Annotated in this window: 16 protein-coding genes; 1 reads left to right on the top strand and 15 read right to left on the bottom strand. The window is 39.4% G+C overall.

Annotation, left to right across the window (positions count from 1 at the left end; all coding sequences use genetic code 11):
* The first annotated feature begins 55 nt into the window (after window positions 1–55).
* On the top strand, window positions 56–1,201 hold the full coding sequence (locus O3670_RS01905; RefSeq protein ID WP_175057609.1) for a cobalamin-independent methionine synthase II family protein: 1,146 nt from the start codon (window positions 56–58) through the stop codon (window positions 1,199–1,201).
* A gap of 59 nt (window positions 1,202–1,260) precedes the next feature.
* On the opposite strand, the gene trmFO is transcribed toward O3670_RS01905, so the two are convergent.
* From trmFO to O3670_RS01830, 15 genes are all read right to left on the bottom strand, one after another.
* A complete protein-coding gene (gene trmFO, locus O3670_RS01900; RefSeq protein ID WP_175057610.1) occupies window positions 1,261–2,604 on the bottom strand; it encodes a methylenetetrahydrofolate--tRNA-(uracil(54)-C(5))-methyltransferase (FADH(2)-oxidizing) TrmFO in 1,344 nt (447 codons plus the stop codon).
* A gap of 117 nt (window positions 2,605–2,721) precedes the next feature.
* Entirely contained in the window at window positions 2,722–4,098 is a 1,377-nt protein-coding gene (locus tag O3670_RS01895) for a sensor histidine kinase (protein WP_371595740.1), read from the bottom strand.
* Complete coding sequence (locus O3670_RS01890) at window positions 4,089–4,748, bottom strand: response regulator transcription factor (protein WP_151404660.1); 660 nt, start codon at window positions 4,746–4,748, stop codon at window positions 4,089–4,091. Before O3670_RS01890 ends, O3670_RS01895 begins: the two co-directional genes overlap by 10 nt.
* 35 nt (window positions 4,749–4,783) lie before the next feature.
* Window positions 4,784–5,608 (bottom strand): TraX family protein, encoded by an 825-nt coding sequence (locus tag O3670_RS01885; RefSeq protein WP_175062919.1) that lies wholly within the window; start codon window positions 5,606–5,608, stop codon window positions 4,784–4,786.
* 115 nt (window positions 5,609–5,723) lie between these two features.
* Window positions 5,724–7,862, bottom strand: a complete 2,139-nt coding sequence (gene topA / locus O3670_RS01880) for a type I DNA topoisomerase (RefSeq protein ID WP_175062920.1) — start codon at window positions 7,860–7,862, stop codon at window positions 5,724–5,726.
* A 167-nt stretch (window positions 7,863–8,029) separates the two neighbouring features.
* Window positions 8,030–8,869: a DNA-processing protein DprA gene (gene dprA, locus O3670_RS01875; protein WP_371595739.1), complete on the bottom strand. Its 840-nt coding sequence runs from the start codon at window positions 8,867–8,869 to the stop codon at window positions 8,030–8,032.
* A gap of 68 nt (window positions 8,870–8,937) precedes the next feature.
* On the bottom strand, window positions 8,938–9,858 hold the full coding sequence (locus O3670_RS01870) for an ROK family protein (protein ID WP_371595738.1): 921 nt from the start codon (window positions 9,856–9,858) through the stop codon (window positions 8,938–8,940).
* Window positions 9,859–9,868: 10 nt separating this feature from the next.
* Window positions 9,869–10,636, bottom strand: a complete 768-nt coding sequence (gene rnhB, locus O3670_RS01865; RefSeq protein ID WP_371595737.1) for a ribonuclease HII — start codon at window positions 10,634–10,636, stop codon at window positions 9,869–9,871.
* The gene (gene ylqF / locus O3670_RS01860) at window positions 10,623–11,477 is read right to left on the bottom strand and encodes a ribosome biogenesis GTPase YlqF (RefSeq protein ID WP_021144074.1); all 855 of its coding nucleotides are present in this window, start codon (window positions 11,475–11,477) and stop codon (window positions 10,623–10,625) included. The genes rnhB and ylqF overlap by 14 nt, the downstream gene beginning before the upstream one ends.
* A 128-nt stretch (window positions 11,478–11,605) precedes the next feature.
* Window positions 11,606–12,295, bottom strand: a complete 690-nt coding sequence (locus O3670_RS01855) for an XRE family transcriptional regulator (RefSeq protein WP_002891070.1) — start codon at window positions 12,293–12,295, stop codon at window positions 11,606–11,608.
* A 94-nt stretch (window positions 12,296–12,389) separates the two neighbouring features.
* Entirely contained in the window at window positions 12,390–12,905 is a 516-nt protein-coding gene (locus O3670_RS01850; protein WP_037603169.1) for a transcription repressor NadR, read from the bottom strand.
* 22 nt (window positions 12,906–12,927) lie between these two features.
* Window positions 12,928–13,455: an ECF transporter S component gene (locus O3670_RS01845; protein ID WP_002883896.1), complete on the bottom strand. Its 528-nt coding sequence runs from the start codon at window positions 13,453–13,455 to the stop codon at window positions 12,928–12,930.
* Between the two features lie 111 nt (window positions 13,456–13,566).
* On the bottom strand, window positions 13,567–15,129 hold the full coding sequence (gene ffh / locus O3670_RS01840) for a signal recognition particle protein (protein ID WP_037603167.1): 1,563 nt from the start codon (window positions 15,127–15,129) through the stop codon (window positions 13,567–13,569).
* A 32-nt stretch (window positions 15,130–15,161) separates the two neighbouring features.
* Window positions 15,162–15,494: a putative DNA-binding protein gene (locus O3670_RS01835; RefSeq protein WP_002883908.1), complete on the bottom strand. Its 333-nt coding sequence runs from the start codon at window positions 15,492–15,494 to the stop codon at window positions 15,162–15,164.
* 65 nt (window positions 15,495–15,559) lie between these two features.
* On the bottom strand, window positions 15,560–16,258 hold the full coding sequence (locus O3670_RS01830; protein ID WP_021144070.1) for a GntR family transcriptional regulator: 699 nt from the start codon (window positions 16,256–16,258) through the stop codon (window positions 15,560–15,562).
* Between the last annotated feature and the right edge of the window lie 152 nt (window positions 16,259–16,410).

Genomic DNA, 16,410 nt, shown 5'->3' with positions numbered 1-16,410 from the left:
ATTAGTCTAGATAAGAAGTACTATAGACATAAATAGACATTTCGAGGTAAATACAATGACAAAATCTAAATTCCAATTAGTCGGTTCTCTTCTTCGTCCTGCGGATCTCCGTAAATATAAGGACGAAATCGAGCATCGTGACGACATCCAGTATCCTTTCTATGATGCCTTTCCTGGTTATCAAGAAACTGAAACTGCAGATATTAAGCAAATTGTGGCTGACCAAAAAGCTAACGGTATTGACATCCTTACTGATGGTGAGTTTGGACGTTCTATGTGGCATTTAGACTTTGTCTGGGGATTTAAAGGAATTGAACGCTACATTGCTGAGCATGGCTACACTTTTAAAGACCATGATGGTGGTCAATATGAAACACGTAAAGATATCGGTATTCGCATCACTGAGCCGCTCTCAGGTAAGAACCACCATTACCTAGATATCTATAAATTGGTTAAGGCTGAAGCTGGTGATGAAGATACCAAACAAACTATCTGGGGTCCTGCTCATGCCTACACTGAACTTGCTATCTTTGACCGTTTGGCTGGTCCTGGACAAGTCTATGAAACAAATGAAGACCTCAGAAAAGGTATCATTAATGCCTATAAAGAATTCTTGGAAGAATACAAGGCTGTCGGTGGAAAAATCGTTCAATTTGACGACTGTCTCTGGGAACTCTTTGACCCATCAAACCCTGCAAGTTTCTTTGCGGAAGGTAATTCTGATTTGGCAGAATTGGCTGATGAGTTTGTAGCTATCAATAACGAGGTTGTAGACTATGCTCACGAAATTGGTTTAACGGTTTGGACACACAACTGTCGTGGTAACTATGAAAGCCGTTCTGCTGCCGAAGGAACTTACGAAGCCATTGCTAAGAAGTTCTTGGCAGAGCAACACTATGATCGTTTCTTCCTTGAGTGGGATAGCGACACCGCTGGTGATATCAAAGCTCTCGAAGCCCTCAAAGACAGCAAAGCTGAAGTTGTACTAGGACTTTTGTCTTCTAAAACTACTGACCTTGATGACGAAGAACGTGTCCTCGATTTGCTTGAAAAAGCGAGTCAAATCCTTCCAAAAGAACGTCTCTTCCTCTCTCACCAATGTGGTTTCGCCTCATGTGACTCAGGTAATGAGTTGGCAACACCACAACAATGGACTAAAATAAAACAAGGTCAAGAAATCGCTAAGAAATTCTTTGGTTAATTGAATACTTTTAAACATTAAAATCCCTTGCCGTATTCGGTAAGGGATTTTAATGTTGTCTATGCTTGAATAAAAGGTTGTAAATCTTTAAGAGCTCGCTCAGCAATTTTTTCATAGCGCTCTTTCTTGTCACGAATACGTGGCCCTTCCAACTCTTTGATAATACCAAAGTTAACATTCATTGGTTGGAAATGTTTACTTTCAGCATGTGTCACATAATATGGCAGACTCCCGATAGCTGTTGTGTGAGGGAAGATAACCTCATCTTCACCCATAAAGAGACGGGCAGCATTGATGCCGGCAACCAAACCTGAAGCAGCCGATTCAACATAACCTTCAACACCAGTCATTTGTCCCGCAAAGAACAAGTTAGGGTTTGATTTTGATTGGAAGGTCTGTTTAAGCAAGTTTGGCGAATCCATGTAAGAGTTGCGGTGCATTACCCCGTATCGCACAAATTCAGCGTTTTCAAGACCTGGAATCATTTGGAAGACACGCTTTTGCTCTCCCCATTTGAGGTGGGTTTGGAAACCAACAATATTATAGAGACTACCAGCCGCATTGTCCTGACGAAGCTGAACAACCGCATAAGGTGTCTTGAAGTCACCATCACGTGGACCCTTATAATCCTCAGGATACTCCAAACCAACTGGTTTCATAGGACCATAGAGCATTGTCTTGATACCACGTTTAGCCATAACCTCGATAGGCATACAGCCCTCGAAATACTTTTCTTTTTCAAAAGAATTCAAAGGAGCTTCTTCAGCTGTTGTCAAGGCCTCGTGGAATGCCATGAACTCTTCCTTGGTCATTGGACAGTTTAGATAAGCTGCTTCACCCTTGTCATAGCGTGACTTAAGGTAAACCTTGTTCATATCGATAGTCGATTTATCAACGATTGGTGCAGCGGCATCATAGAAATAGAAGCCATCTCCACCGTTAAGCTCATGAATTTTTTCAGCTAGAGCATCAGAAGTCAATGGTCCTGAAGCAATAACTGTAATGGCATCATCAGGAATTTCTGTGATTTCTTCACGGATAACTTCAATTAATGGATGATTTTCAATTTCCGCTGTCACTGCTTCTGCATAACCTTCACGGTCTACCGCCATGGCGCCCCCTGCTGGCACACGGTGAGCTTCTCCATTACGCATAATGATAGAGTCCAAACGTCGCATTTCTTCTTTAAGAAGTCCTACAGCATTGGTTAAGCTATCTCCACGAAAAGAGTTAGAGCAAACCAATTCTGCAAAATTTGTTGTCTTATGCTGTGGAGTTGCTTTAACCCCACGCATTTCATAAAGTTTTACTGGAATACCACGTTTGGCAATCTGATAAGCCGCCTCGGATCCGGCCAAACCAGCTCCAATCACGTTAATATAATCTGCTTTTGATTGAGACATGACACTAATACCTCTTCGAGAACAAGATGAAATCCTGTCCCCACAAATCTTTCTTCATTTTTACTCTTAGTAGTATAGCAAAAAACTCCTCATCTGGCGACTAGGAGTCATCTGTATTTAAAGGGGTAAAATGATAGTCACTTTAGCACCGCCCGTACCATTGTCATTTGAAAGAGAAAGACTACCATGATGTAAGCGAATAATATCATTAGCAATAGTCAGACCAAGTCCACTATGATTGCGGCTCTGTCTACTTTTATCCTCTTGATAAAAGAGCTGAGTGGCCTTTTCAAGTGATTCAAGGGAAAATCCTGGACCAGAATCAAGGCAGATAAACTTGAATTCATCAGATGCGATTTTGGTGAACAAGGTTAACTGACTGCCACTAGGTGTATGCTCCACCGCATTCGAAACGATATTCATAATAGCTCGATTCAACAAGGGCCTATCCCAATTGCCTATGGTTTCTTTCGCAATGTCCTTCTTGTCAAATACCACATTGATTTGTTTCGTTTGAGCTAATGACAAGGTTTGATCGTAAATGTCTTCAACAAATTCCTTAACTGGAACTTCTTCAAGCGTCAAGGTTTTCTTCAAACTCGCTTTGTTGAGTTCGGCCAACTCTTTCACATAAGCATCAACTTGTGCAATACCTTTTTGAAAATGCTCTAACAAATCCGTCTGTTCTGCATTTAAGGGCGTCATAGCTAAGAGCTCAGCATTCCCACGAGCAACTGTTAGGGGTGTCTTTAAATCATGTGTCAGAGCAGAAATTTGATTTTGTTTATCTTGCTCTGCCTTCCAATTTTCCATCAAAGACTCACGAAGTGCTACACGCATATGATCCAAACCACTTAAAACTTGATTGAATTCCTTAATTGTAGACTGAGAAGTTTGAAAATCCAAGTCTTGCTCTGCAATTCTCTCGGTTGCTCTCAGTATAAGTCTAAGCTGCTGGCGTAATCTACTTGCGTATAAGAGTGTTAGAGCCATAAATATAAGGATGACCGACACAATCATTGAACCAATCATCAGAAGGTTAGCATTGGGGAAATGCTGGTTCATCCACTCATTACGATACCGAGGTGATAGTTGGTAATTGACGATGACAATGCCATCTGATCGTTCAAAAGACTGAAAATAGCCGTATCTTCCACCATGAGCATTCTTGAATTGGTAATTTAGTAAGGATTCTTCTTGCAAGTTAACAGGCATGTTAGACTTCTTAAGCTTAAAATCCCTAGTCAAAAAGACATAACTAGTACCATCAGGCAATTTATCTGGATTAAAGACTTTAGAAGTTTCAATTTCATTCCGCACAGCAGACAAATCACTTTCTACCTGATTTGCCGGAATCACAATACCAAAACGATACCCAAAGGTAAAAAGATACAAAATAAGAAGACTACTGATTACCGAAAGAACTGTAAGGCTGACGACATAAGATAATAATATGGTTCTCAAAGAGTGTTCTCGTTTTTTTATTAATGCCACTTGTAACCAATCCCCCAGACTGTTTCAATAGGATTTTGCCCAACATCTTTGAGCTTTGCACGGATATTTTTGATATGTTCAGCCACTGCTGTCGGACTCCCTTTATCCTCATAGCCATACAAATGCGTGTAGATTTGTTCTTTGGAAAAGACTTGGCCCTTATTTTCAGCCAGAAACTGACAAATACTATATTCTGACTTAGTCAAATCTAACAACTGATTCTCAACATAAAGCTCCTGAGCAGACAAATCAAACTGAATATTTCCAATTAATAGCTTATGGTGGCGCTCACGATGTTCACGTCTCAAGTGAGCAGCCACACGCGCTTGAAGTTCTTTAACCCCAAATGGCTTGCAAATATAATCATCAGCACCATAAGTCAAGCCTTGGACAATATCTGCCTCCTGCGTTTTGGCTGTAATAAAGAGTATAGGACAATCCACCTGATCACGAATCTCATGACAAAACTGGAGACCATCAACATCAGGCATCATGATATCCAGTAAAATCAAGTCAAACCGTGGCAACGAGTTCTTATCCAAATCTAAAACACTTGTAAGTCCAGTCACCTTATGATTTTGGATCTCCAAAGCCTTTACAACCAATTGAACAATATCTTCCTGATCATCAACAACAAGTATCTGAGCCATAATCTTTCCTTTCGTACAAAGTTACCCTTATCATATCATCTATAGAAGAGAACTGACAAGGCGTAAAGTAGATAAATATGAGTAGGGTAAAAGACATAGAACAAATATTTTGACCCTTTACCTCTTTGACCGTTATAACAAAGCATTAAGGGAGCTGCAAATATTTCCATCCATTCAATGTATCTAAACATTAAATCCTGAAATGAAGGTCTACTTAGAACAATCCCCATCAGTACCCAAACAAGACTAACAGTCACAAAAGCAAGCACTTCTTTCTTAAGATTCTTGTGACAAAGATACATAGCGATACCAGTCAAAAGCAACCATGTTCCTCCATCGCTAATAGATGTATGAGTTGGCAACACTGTAAAATTGAGTAAATTTAGTAAAAAACCTAACATAGGTTTGTTCACACTTAGCAGATAAAAAGGCACCATTAACCATGGAAGCAACAATGGGAAAAGTAATGTTGGTATCCCTTTAAGGTATTTCTGTTCTTGAATCCAAGCAATGCCTTGAAGAGCAACGAGCAAGATAGCGAATGACGACAACATCATATTTTGTGGAAAGAAACCATCTGGCCTTACAAGAGGATGTAGAAAATTATAGAATCCAAACTGAATCAATCCCATCAAAATCGCTAAAGCATAAATCTTTAGGAAGTATTTTTTTCGATTGTGTGTATGGACGAAACCTTCAATCACAGCAAATAGGAACAAGGGAGCCGCTAATCTCCCAATCATAGTAAACCAAATAGGTATTTTCCCTGTATAGTCAAAAAAGTAATGAATATGGTCAAATACCATAGTAATAAGGGCTATATATTTGAGTTGGAAACCTGATAGACTTAAACGTTTCATAATAACTCTCCTTTCTTTTCATCCTTAGTATAAAAAACAAATTTAAGGAAAGTATCAGTTTTTTGGATAAAATACAAAAAACTATCCCAAGTCTTAACTTGAGATAGCTATGTCTTTATTTAACAACAGATTCTTTGTAATCACACTCTTCGTTACTACAGATGACTTGTTTGCCACCACCACGTACTTTCTTCTCGACGAGGTAATCGCCTGATTTAGGACAGTTACGTCCAACAGGAATATCCCACGACGTAAATTCACAGTCAGGATAGCGATCACAACCATAGAAGACACGATTACGTTTTGTCTTGCGTTCGATGACCTGACCTTTACCACAGGTTGGACAAGTAACGCCAATTTCTTTAGTAATGGCCTTGGTGTTATGACAGTCTGGGAAATTACTACATGCGTAGAACTTACCGTAGCGACCAAGTTTGATAACCATTGGGTGACCACAGATGTCACAATCAAAACCAGCAGGCTCATCCTTAATTTGGATTTTTTCAATACCTTCTTCAGCTTTTTCCAATTCTTTTTGGAAAGGTTTGAAGAATTCATCAATTACCTTCTGCCATTGTTCCTTACCAATTTCAACCTTATCGAGTTTACCCTCCATTTCAGCGGTGAATTTAACATCCACAATATCTGGGAAGAATTCGACGATCAAGCTATTGACGATTTCACCAAGTTCAGTTGGTTCAAAACGTTTTGCCACCAATTTGACATAGTAACGACGTTGGATAACATCAAGTGTTGGCGCATATGTTGACGGACGACCAACACCATTTTCTTCCAGCGTCTTAATCAGTGTCGCTTCAGAATAGCGTGCAGGTGGTTGCGTAAAGTGTTGTTCAGGCGTTGTCACAACCTTCTTAACCGTATCACCTTCAGCCATATCAGGAAGCATTTTATTTTTATCAGAGTCGTTGTAAACGGCCATATAACCGTCAAACTTGATTTGGCTACCATTTGCTGTGAAAATGACTCCGTTTTGAGACAAGGTCACCTTCATCGTATCAAATACAGCAGCTGTCATTTGACTGGCCACAAAACGATTCCAAATAAGGGTATAGAGCTTGAGCTGATCCTTATCCAAATACTTGGCAATGCTTTCTGGTGTTTGGAAAACATTTGAAGGACGAATAGCCTCGTGGGCATCTTGCGCCGCTGAGCTATTTTTCACCTTACTACCATGCTTAGAATACTTAGAACCAAAGCGTTCTGTAATAAATTCAGCAGCTTGGTTTTGAGCAACCGGACTGATACGTGTAGAGTCCGTACGCATATAGGTAATCAAACCTTGAGCTCCTGAACCCAGATTAATCCCTTCGTACAACTGTTGGGCAACCATCATGGTCTTACGTGTACGGAAGTTAATCTTATTGGCAGCATCCTGTTGGAGAGAGGAGGTAGTGTATGGCAATGGTGCATTACGACGACGTTCTTTTTTCTCTACTTTATCTACGTTGAAGTCGTCACTTGTAATACGAGAAAGAACAGCTTGAACATCGTCATTATTGTTGAGCTTAAGCTTTTTACCATCCAAGCCATAGAAGCTAGCTTGAAACTTCTTAGCCCCCTTCTTAAAGGCACCATCAATAGTCCAATATTCTTCTGGTTTAAAAGCCTTGATTTCATTCTCACGGTCTATAATAAGCTTAAGAGCTACCGATTGCACCCGACCTGCAGAAAGACCTTTCTTAACCTTCTTCCAAAGAAGTGGAGAGATTGAGTAACCCACAATACGGTCCAAGACACGACGAGCTTGCTGCGCATCTACCAAGTCCATGTCAATGGCGCGTGGCTCCACAAAGGCATTCTTCACCGCGTCTTTAGTAATTTCGTTAAAGACGACACGATTTTTTTCCTCTGGCTCTAATCCAAGAATATGTGACAAATGCCATGAAATGGCTTCCCCTTCACGGTCCGGGTCACTTGCGAGAAAGACTTGCTTGGCTTTTTTAGCCTCTTTCTTCAATTCATTGATAAGAGGTCCTTTACCACGAATATTAATGTACTGAGGTTCGTAGTTGTTTTCAAAATCAATAGACATACTTGATTTTTTCAAATCACGGATATGTCCAACAGAGGCTACAACTTTATAATTGCGCCCAAGGTACTTTTCAATGGTTTTTGCTTTGGCAGGAGACTCCACGATAACCAAATTTTTCTTTGGTGTCGCCCTCTTTTTAGTCGTCTTTTTAGCCGTTGTTTTCTTTGTTGTTTTAGTTTTTGTTGTCGTTGCTGTCGCCATAGACTATTTCCTTATAATGTTATAAACTGGCTGCGCCACTAATCTGTCTAAAATCTAGTCACAAGACATTAAAAAATGTAACATCTTGGACCGAGCAACTAACATGATACCGTCCTTTTCTTTAACTGTCAATAAAAAACTTTTTCTCTATAGGAGAAGTTTGATTTTCAAGAAAACTCTGAAAGGATGTCAAACCCTGTCGTAATGCACTTTGCACCCTCTTGAATCAAGTGATGACATCCATCCGATTTTCCGTCTAAAATATTTCCAGGTATGGCGAAAACATCTCTTCCTTCTTCCATTGCACGCTCACAAGTAATAAGACTTCCCGAGCGAAGCTTAGCTTCAACCACCATAACCCCTTGACACAATCCAGAAATTATCCGATTTCGTTCAGGGAAATGGTATTTAAGTGGCTGTTCACCCGGTCCATATTCTGAAAGAACTAAATGATTTTTGGCCATATAGTCCTGCAAAGCTTTATTTTTTTTTGGATAATAAACATCAAGTCCTGTCCCGATAACTGCAATGGTCTTACCTTTATTTTTCAAGGCCTCCATATGAGCACAAGTATCAATCCCACGCGCCAAACCACTCACAATAGTAAAGTGATTCCCAAGTTCACTAACAATTTTTCGAACAGACTGTTTGCCTATTTCGGAGCACTTTCTTGCCCCAACAACAGCTAGCTTTGGTTTACTTAGCAAATCAATATTCCCTTGATAAAAGAGGAGGACAGGTGGATTATAGCTATGCTTCAGCTCAATGGGATACTCCTTATCAAAAATTGATAAGGTAGGAAAACGTTGAAAATCTTCCTTAAGCTGCTTAATATCTAAATTCTTGTATTTTTCCATAAAGAGAACTGCATTTTTAGACTTAGATACCACTGCCATATCACGTAAGCTCAGTTTTTTATCTTGATTTTTTTGATAGTCTAAAATATTAAGAATATTTAAATTTGTCAATCCAGCTGCTTTTAGTTTAAAAAGTTCAAAGTTATTCATGTAACTACCTCCATTTCATTATTCGCAAGAGAAATAGAAAAAAAGCCCCTTCATGGAACTTTTGTTAATTATAAGGCATTTTCAGAAGTAAAATATGATGCCGCTCCTAAGAGGTTACTGTCGTTATGGAAATGACAAGCTTGAATTGTTATCGGCTCAAAACCTAATTCTGGCTTTTCGTTAAATAACTCCTCATAGGCATCGCATATTCCTTCAATTAAAGTACCTTGCCTACTGATACCACCGCCGATAACAACTCTGTCCAACTTGAATAAACTCTGCAAATTAAGAATCAGAACAGCAATTTCATGACAATAGTCCTTAAATAGACATTTTAGTTGTTCAGAGTGATTTTCATCTAAAGCCGAGAAAACTACTAAACTATCATCCTGTTCTAAACCAAGTATTTGACTAGCTTCATGAACGAAACCTACCGCAGAACCTTTATTATCGACAAGACTAATCAGTGCTTGCTTAAACAAGGTCCACTGGAAAGGGAGAGTCGTTTGACTCTTGCTTTGGGGACTTGGAGAACGCAAATATCGGGTAACCGACAGAGGAGTTAACAAATCTCCCTGTGAGACAATGCCTAAGCCAACTCCGGTACCTAAAACCAAGGCAGCACCACAATCCAAATCCTGTAAGCTACCATATCTTGCTTCAGCTAAAGCTGCCGCATCAGCATCATTGATAACCTTTACAGGCAGTTGAAATGTTTTGGACAAGCGTGTCCCAAGAGGAATGGCTGTCAAATAAGGAATAAGACCACCCTTGAAAACAAAACCTCGTTTACTATTAATTTCGCCCGGGCATGCAATGGCAATACCAGAAATACCATTCTTAAATGATGAAATAATACTCTCTAAAGTTATCCAGAAATTATCTAGGGACGATGGTGTCGGCACTTTAGATTGGTTGCTAATTCTAAAATCATTATCAACTAATCCAAATTTGATAAAGGTCCCTCCAATATCAATAGCTAAAATCACGCCACTTCACCTATTTTTTTATGATTGACTTTATTGGTTCGAAGCTTCTTCTATGAATTGGTGTAACACCAAATTTATCTATGCCAGACAGATGCTCCTTGGTACCATAGCCTGCATTTTTGGCGAATGCATATCCAGGAAACTCCTGATCATAGTCAGCCATCATCTTATCACGGGTTACCTTTGCTACGATCGAAGCTGCTGCGATAGATAAAGAATTAGCATCCCCTTTTATGATTGATGTTTGTCCTATTGGTAGATCCAAGCTCAGGGCATCAATTAACAAATGTTCTGGTTTGGGACTCAGTTTTTCAATAGCTTCAGCCATAGCAAGCTTGGTTGCTTCATAAATATTGACGTCATCAATCACATGATTATCCTTAATACCAATACCGACAGCTACTGCTTCCTCCATTACCTGCTTATAGATAGCTTCATGTTTAGATTTTGGAATCTTTTTACTGTCATTGAGACCCTTTATTTTGCAAAGCTTTGGTAAGATAACCGCTGCAGCTACAACTGGGCCAGCCAAAGGGCCACGTCCAACTTCATCAACACCTGCAATAAGTTCAACTCCCCGAGCATAAAGCAATTTTTCGTAACTGAGCATCATTTCTAAGCGTTCTTCCTCAGCAATCTCAGCAAGGATAGCTTTGCGACGTTGCTTGATGGCAGTCTGTACACCAGATCGACTATCTTCCTCAAAACTTGCCCATCGGTAGTCATCAAGATCTGTCAATGCTGCCAATTGCTCCTTGACTTCTTTAATTGTCGCCATCAGTATCGACCCCAACAATATCAAGTGTGTAACGGCCTAGTTTTCCATCACGAACTTCTTTGACAAATAGATTATAAAAACGGTCATAATCTTCACGGAAGCCAAGTTTTCGAGTCATTTCCATAATGATTTCTGGTGCCTCTTCTTCAAGGTCAATCCCTTTGAAGCGTTCCTCTAAACGTTCAGGATAGTAAGTTTTAAAATAGTTGAGTCCAAATATCGTCACTTCATCCATTGGCAATAGCTGGTCCTTGATGGCACCAGTCAAAGCGAGTTTCAATCCAACCAATTCATCTTCAAACTTAGGCCACAAAATACCTGGAGTATCAAGAATTTCCAAGTCTTTATTAGACTTCAACCACTGTTGACCTTTTGTAACTCCGGGTTTATTTCCTACAACAGCAATCTTTTTACCAGCTAAGCGGTTCATCAAGGTAGATTTCCCTGCATTTGGAATCCCAATAATCATGGTTCGTAAGGTCTCTTTCTGAATACCGCGTTCACGTAGCCGTTGAATCTTGTCAGCCATAAGACTCTTAGCAGCATCTGTTACCAATTTAACTGTAGATTGTTCCTTGGAATTGATGGCCAAGGTTTTAATCCCTTGACTCTTAAAATAGGTACGCCATTCTTTCGTACGATTACTGTCAGCGAGGTCAGCCTTATTGAGAATTAGAAGCTTAGGTTTATCGCCAACAATTTTGGTCAACATAGGGTTCTGACTCGAAAGTGGCAAACGTGCATCCACTAAAATTGTAACAAAATCAACATGTTTAAGGTTCTCCTGAACCTGTCGACGGGCCTTAGACATGTGGCCTGGAAACCATTGAATAGTAGCCATATATGTTTCTCCTTTTGTATTCTTAGCAAAATATCATTTAAAATCTTTAAAAAAAGCCAAATCATTGGCTTTGCTTTACTTATTATTATAACAGATTTAATTTGAGATGCCCAATTGATAAAAGTTGCCTACCCCTCAACAGGCATAAAGTTACCAACAATCTTACCAATGATTCGAGGATCTTCGTCATAGGGTGCAAACTTATCACCATAACGTTTATTGAGAGAAACTAAACGAAGGCCCTCTTCCTCACGATAGACCTTTTTGATATAGGTTTGACCATCCCAGTCTACAGCATAAACAGCTCCATCATAATCAAAGCCCGTTTGTTTGATTAGTACTACTTCTCCATTTAGGTAGGTAGGTTCCATAGAGTCTCCAAATACCCATGACGCAAAATCATGATCTAATTCTTCATCATAGAAAACTTCATCGTAATTGCCATCACCAAAGTAAGTATAACCTGTTCCGGCTGACAAACGCTCGAAAACTTTGTAAGAATATAACGGAATAACAGGTGCCTTCTGCTTTTCTGCTTCTTGCTCCTCCAAGAGAGCCTTAGTGAGTCGCAAAGCTTCCTGACGATTTTCCTCATTTAATTCCAAGTACACTTCTACAATCTCATGTTCAGATAGAAAATATGTCTCAGCTACACCAAAAAGTTCAGCCAATACCGATAGATTCTTTTGATTTGGTTTCGTCTTACCATTTTCCCAGTTAAAATAAGAGGAGCGAGAAATTCCTAGATGCTTAGCCACTGCTGCCTGACTCATTCCTTGTGCTTCTCGAATTTCCTTAAGTCGTTGTCCTGAAAACATAGCTACCTCCGTAAGTTAATAAACTAACATAAGTTTATCAAAAAAAGCAGTTAACTTCAAGTGAAACTAACTACTTTTACAATTCTCTTTTGTATTATTCTTTAACTAAAAATCCTAGATGGTTTAGTGCCTCTTCTATATAAGCCATATCCTGTTCACTATCTGCTTCGACAAGATGGTAATGAACGCCATTTGTTAAATCAGATAAGGGGCAAAAGTCATTTGACGATGATTGATCTAAAAAATGACTAACATCTCGACGACAAGTCAATTTCAACAAAGTCTGAATTTCTCCGTAAACTGGATGATCTATCATGATATTTTGAATACGTCCTCCATTATCAACAATAGCCAAAAGCTCATCTTCCATATCTGACACAGTATGATTCACCTTAAACAGTCTACGTATATAACAATTGTCATCGCTACTTTTATAGATATAGCCCCTATTAGTTGAAATAATCTGGGCACCATCTGCACGTAAGAGGGCAATATCTTGAACAATGATTTGACGTGTCACACCAAAATGCTCCGCCAAACTTTGTCCATTCATTGCTTCTTTAGCTCCCTTTAAGAGTGCCAATAATTCTTCTTTTCGATTTGAAGCCATAGACAAACCCTCCCTCTTTCAACTAGCGTATTTTTCGAATACTTTTGAAAATCGTTAATGCTATAACATAGTCTATCATACTATGGACAATAGTGCCAAAACCAACTAAAACAAAGAGAACATAGAACAGTTTTTGGAAATCCTCTCCTGTTACGGAATAAAAAATCACGCAAGCAAGAACTTCACCTATGGCATGGATAAGTCCTAAAACAAAGTTGAAAAGTAATGATGATTTATGGTTTTCTATCGTTTGTGGAAATTTTTTCAAATAGAGTGCGCCTAAAAAACCAAATATAATATGAGAAAAGGCTCTAAAAACAACCACAATCGGATAGCCAGCCATAAAGTATCCCAAACTAGAAGCTAAGATAACAAAAGCAGTTACCCAGGGAGATATAAACATAGCTAGAAATATTGGAACATGACTCCCCAAAGTATACGAAGCCGGTGGGATGATTAGTTTAATTGGCATAATACTTGGGATAAGGATAGCAATTGCAGTTAATAAAGCTGCAAAGGTCATTTCTTGAATTCTCTTTTTAGGTTTCATTATTTACTCCTTTTACTGTATATACATTAGTATATTACAGTGTATAGTTATATAAGTCAATAATTTTCAGAAAAAAACACTAGAGCAAAGTGCCCTAGCGTTCTAAGTTTCTTATTTACGTTTTTTCTTAGCTTTTTTCATCTTGTTAGCTTGACGCTTCATCGCGTGTTTCATGGCAAAGGAACCGACCTTACCTTTAAGACCACCACCAAGCATTTGACTAAGGTCCATATTACCAAGGTCTGGCATACCTGCGCCACCCATCATGCCTTCAAGAGCAGACATGTCCATATTCCCCATATCAGGCATATTTGGCATGTTTTTTGGCAGATTATTTGGGTTCAGACCCATTTGACGCATCATTTGCTCCATATCACCAGACATAACACCTTGCATCATTTGTTTGGCTTGGTTGAAGTCTTTAATAAACTTGTTTACTTCAATAAAGGTATTCCCTGAACCATTTGCAATACGGCGACGACGACTTGGTGTCAAAAGATCTGGATTTTCACGCTCTTCCGGTGTCATCGATGATACAATGGCACGCTTGCGTGCAATCTGTTTCTCATCTACTTTAACATTAGCCAAGGCTGGATTGTTAGCCATACCTGGCAACATCTTAAGCAAATCCTCCATAGGACCCATATTTTGCACTTGGTCTAATTGGTCGATGAAGTCATTGAAGTCAAAGGTATTTTCACGCATCTTTTCAGCCAACTCAAGAGATTTTTTCTCGTCGTACTCTTGAGAAGCTTTTTCAATAAGGGTAAGAAGGTCACCCATACCTAAGATACGACTTGACATACGGTCTGGGTGGAAAGTCTCAATATCTGTGATTTTCTCACCAGTACCTGTGAATTTAATTGGCTTGCCGGTAATCTCACGAATAGAAAGAGCCGCACCACCACGTGTGTCACCGTCAATTTTAGTAAGAACGACACCTGTGATATCTAGTTGTTCATTGAACTCCTTGGCAACGTTAGCAGCTTCCTGACCAATCATGCTATCTACAACCAAGAGAATTTCATTTGGATGAGCAAAATCCTTAATATCATGCAACTCTTGCATGAGAGTCTCATCAATCTGCAAACGACCAGCCGTATCAATCAAGACATAGTCATTCTTATTGGCACGTGCTTGTTCCAAACCATTTCTGACAATCTCAACCGCCGGTGTCTCTGTACCCATATCAAAAACAGGAACATTGATTTGTTGTCCCAAAGTCTTCAACTGGTCAATGGCTGCTGGACGATAGATATCCGCAGCAATCATCATTGGACGGGCTTCTTGTTCTTTAATCAGCTTATTAGCCAATTTACCAGCAAAGGTTGTTTTACCAGCCCCTTGGAGACCAACCATCATTATGATAGTTGGAATCTTTGGAGATTTCTCAATTTCAGATGTTTCAGACCCAAGAATATCTGTCAATTCTTCATTAACAATCTTGATGATTTGTTGCGAAGCATCAAGAGTATCAATGATTTCGTGACCTACAGCACGTTCACGAACACGTTTAATGAATGTCTTAACAACTGGTAGGGCTACGTCTGCTTCAAGAAGTGCCAGACGAATCTCTTTAGTGACTTCTTGAACTTCTTTCTCTGAAAGTTTTCCTTTACGTCTTAAATTTTTGAAAACGCCTTGCAAGCGTTCCGTTAAGCTTTCAAAAGCCATATATCATTTCCTCTCTTACTTTCTGCTTGGGTCTAATCTCTATTATCGATACTGCTGAGCACAGCAATTTGTTCCTGAAGATAGCTATCGTCTGGGTATTTTTCCATGATATCATCAAATATTTGGCTACGAACAATGTAATCTGAATACATATGTAGTTTCATCTCGTAAGCTTCTAAAATCTTCTCAGTACGCTTGATGTTATCATATACAGCCTGACGACTCACACCAAATTCCTCGGCAATTTCTGCCAAACTATAATCATCTGCATAATATAGCTCAATATAGTTCATCTGCTTATCTGTTAACAAGGCTGCATAGAACTCAAACAAGGCATTCATGCGATTGGTTTTTTCAATTTCCATAAGCTCCATTTTACCATAAAATCATGGTGTTAGCACGATTCTTGTGCAGAAAAAAGCCGTGACTGTTAATTGTTCTCCAAATAAAATTCAAAACGGTCGCCAACATAGTAACTTCGTACATATTCGAAAGCCTGCCCGTCTTGGAGGAAGGAAATTTGTGTCAGACTCAAGAGAGCATCGCCAGTCTTAACCTTGAGGTGCTTGGCCAAACTACTATTGGCCAAACTAGCTGATATGGTCTGCTGACTTTTCCCTATTTCATAACCGTTATCAGTCAGTGTCTTGAAGAAATGTTCCGTAATTTCTGACTCCTTAAAACCTCGGATAATTTTCTCAGGGATACTGGCAATCTCATAGGCAACTGGAAGATCGTCCGCAAAACGAACACGTTCCATACGAATCACATAGGACTGTGGTAAGACACCTAAATTTTTGATTTCAAATTCATTGGGATGCACACGTTTATATGAAATAAGCTCACTAGACGGTTTCTTGCCTTGGGATTTAACAATCTCTGTGAAACTCGTGGTTCCACGCATCTTTTCCTTAACTCGACTGCTAGCCACAAAAGTACCGCTACCTGGTTTACGCTCTAAAATTCCCTCGTCTACTAAAAGTGTTATAGCCTGACGCACAGTCATACGACTCACATCAAAAGTCTCGCAAAGATCCCGCTCGCTAGGGAGACGTTGCCCGATTTTCCAAGTGCCGTCATCAACATCTGCCTTAATCTTATCATGTATGCGAATATATGCTGGTAGCATCTAATACCCCCTTCTTTACCCCTATTTTACAAAAAAACTAATAGAATTGTAAAGGTGACGACAAGTCTTACAGTTTATCGTATAAATCTAGGTGCTAAGTCCTTAAAATTGTGATACAATGATTGCATAAGAGTCCATGTGTGACGTAAAAA

Origin of the sequence: Streptococcus sp. 27098_8_74 (assembly GCF_041431705.1) — a bacterium.
Classification (GTDB): domain Bacteria; phylum Bacillota; class Bacilli; order Lactobacillales; family Streptococcaceae; genus Streptococcus; species Streptococcus salivarius_E.
This window is presented reverse-complemented; position numbering and strand designations above follow the sequence as displayed.

Excerpts from the sequence above, each read along its gene's own strand:
- O3670_RS01905 (WP_175057609.1), top strand. The coding sequence starts at position 56 with ATGACAAAATCTAAATTCCAATTAGTCGGTTCTCTTCTTCGTCCTGCG.
- trmFO (WP_175057610.1), bottom strand. The coding sequence starts at position 2,604 with ATGTCTCAATCAAAAGCAGATTATATTAACGTGATTGGAGCTGGTTTG.
- O3670_RS01890 (WP_151404660.1), bottom strand. The coding sequence starts at position 4,748 with ATGGCTCAGATACTTGTTGTTGATGATCAGGAAGATATTGTTCAATTG.
- O3670_RS01885 (WP_175062919.1), bottom strand. The coding sequence starts at position 5,608 with ATGAAACGTTTAAGTCTATCAGGTTTCCAACTCAAATATATAGCCCTT.
- topA (WP_175062920.1), bottom strand. The coding sequence starts at position 7,862 with ATGGCGACAGCAACGACAACAAAAACTAAAACAACAAAGAAAACAACG.
- dprA (WP_371595739.1), bottom strand. The coding sequence starts at position 8,869 with ATGAATAACTTTGAACTTTTTAAACTAAAAGCAGCTGGATTGACAAAT.
- rnhB (WP_371595737.1), bottom strand. The coding sequence starts at position 10,636 with ATGGCGACAATTAAAGAAGTCAAGGAGCAATTGGCAGCATTGACAGAT.
- ylqF (WP_021144074.1), bottom strand. The coding sequence starts at position 11,477 with ATGGCTACTATTCAATGGTTTCCAGGCCACATGTCTAAGGCCCGTCGA.
- O3670_RS01855 (WP_002891070.1), bottom strand. The coding sequence starts at position 12,295 with ATGTTTTCAGGACAACGACTTAAGGAAATTCGAGAAGCACAAGGAATG.
- O3670_RS01850 (WP_037603169.1), bottom strand. The coding sequence starts at position 12,905 with ATGGCTTCAAATCGAAAAGAAGAATTATTGGCACTCTTAAAGGGAGCT.
- O3670_RS01845 (WP_002883896.1), bottom strand. The coding sequence starts at position 13,455 with ATGAAACCTAAAAAGAGAATTCAAGAAATGACCTTTGCAGCTTTATTA.
- ffh (WP_037603167.1), bottom strand. The coding sequence starts at position 15,129 with ATGGCTTTTGAAAGCTTAACGGAACGCTTGCAAGGCGTTTTCAAAAAT.
- O3670_RS01835 (WP_002883908.1), bottom strand. The coding sequence starts at position 15,494 with ATGGAAATTGAAAAAACCAATCGCATGAATGCCTTGTTTGAGTTCTAT.
- O3670_RS01830 (WP_021144070.1), bottom strand. The coding sequence starts at position 16,258 with ATGCTACCAGCATATATTCGCATACATGATAAGATTAAGGCAGATGTT.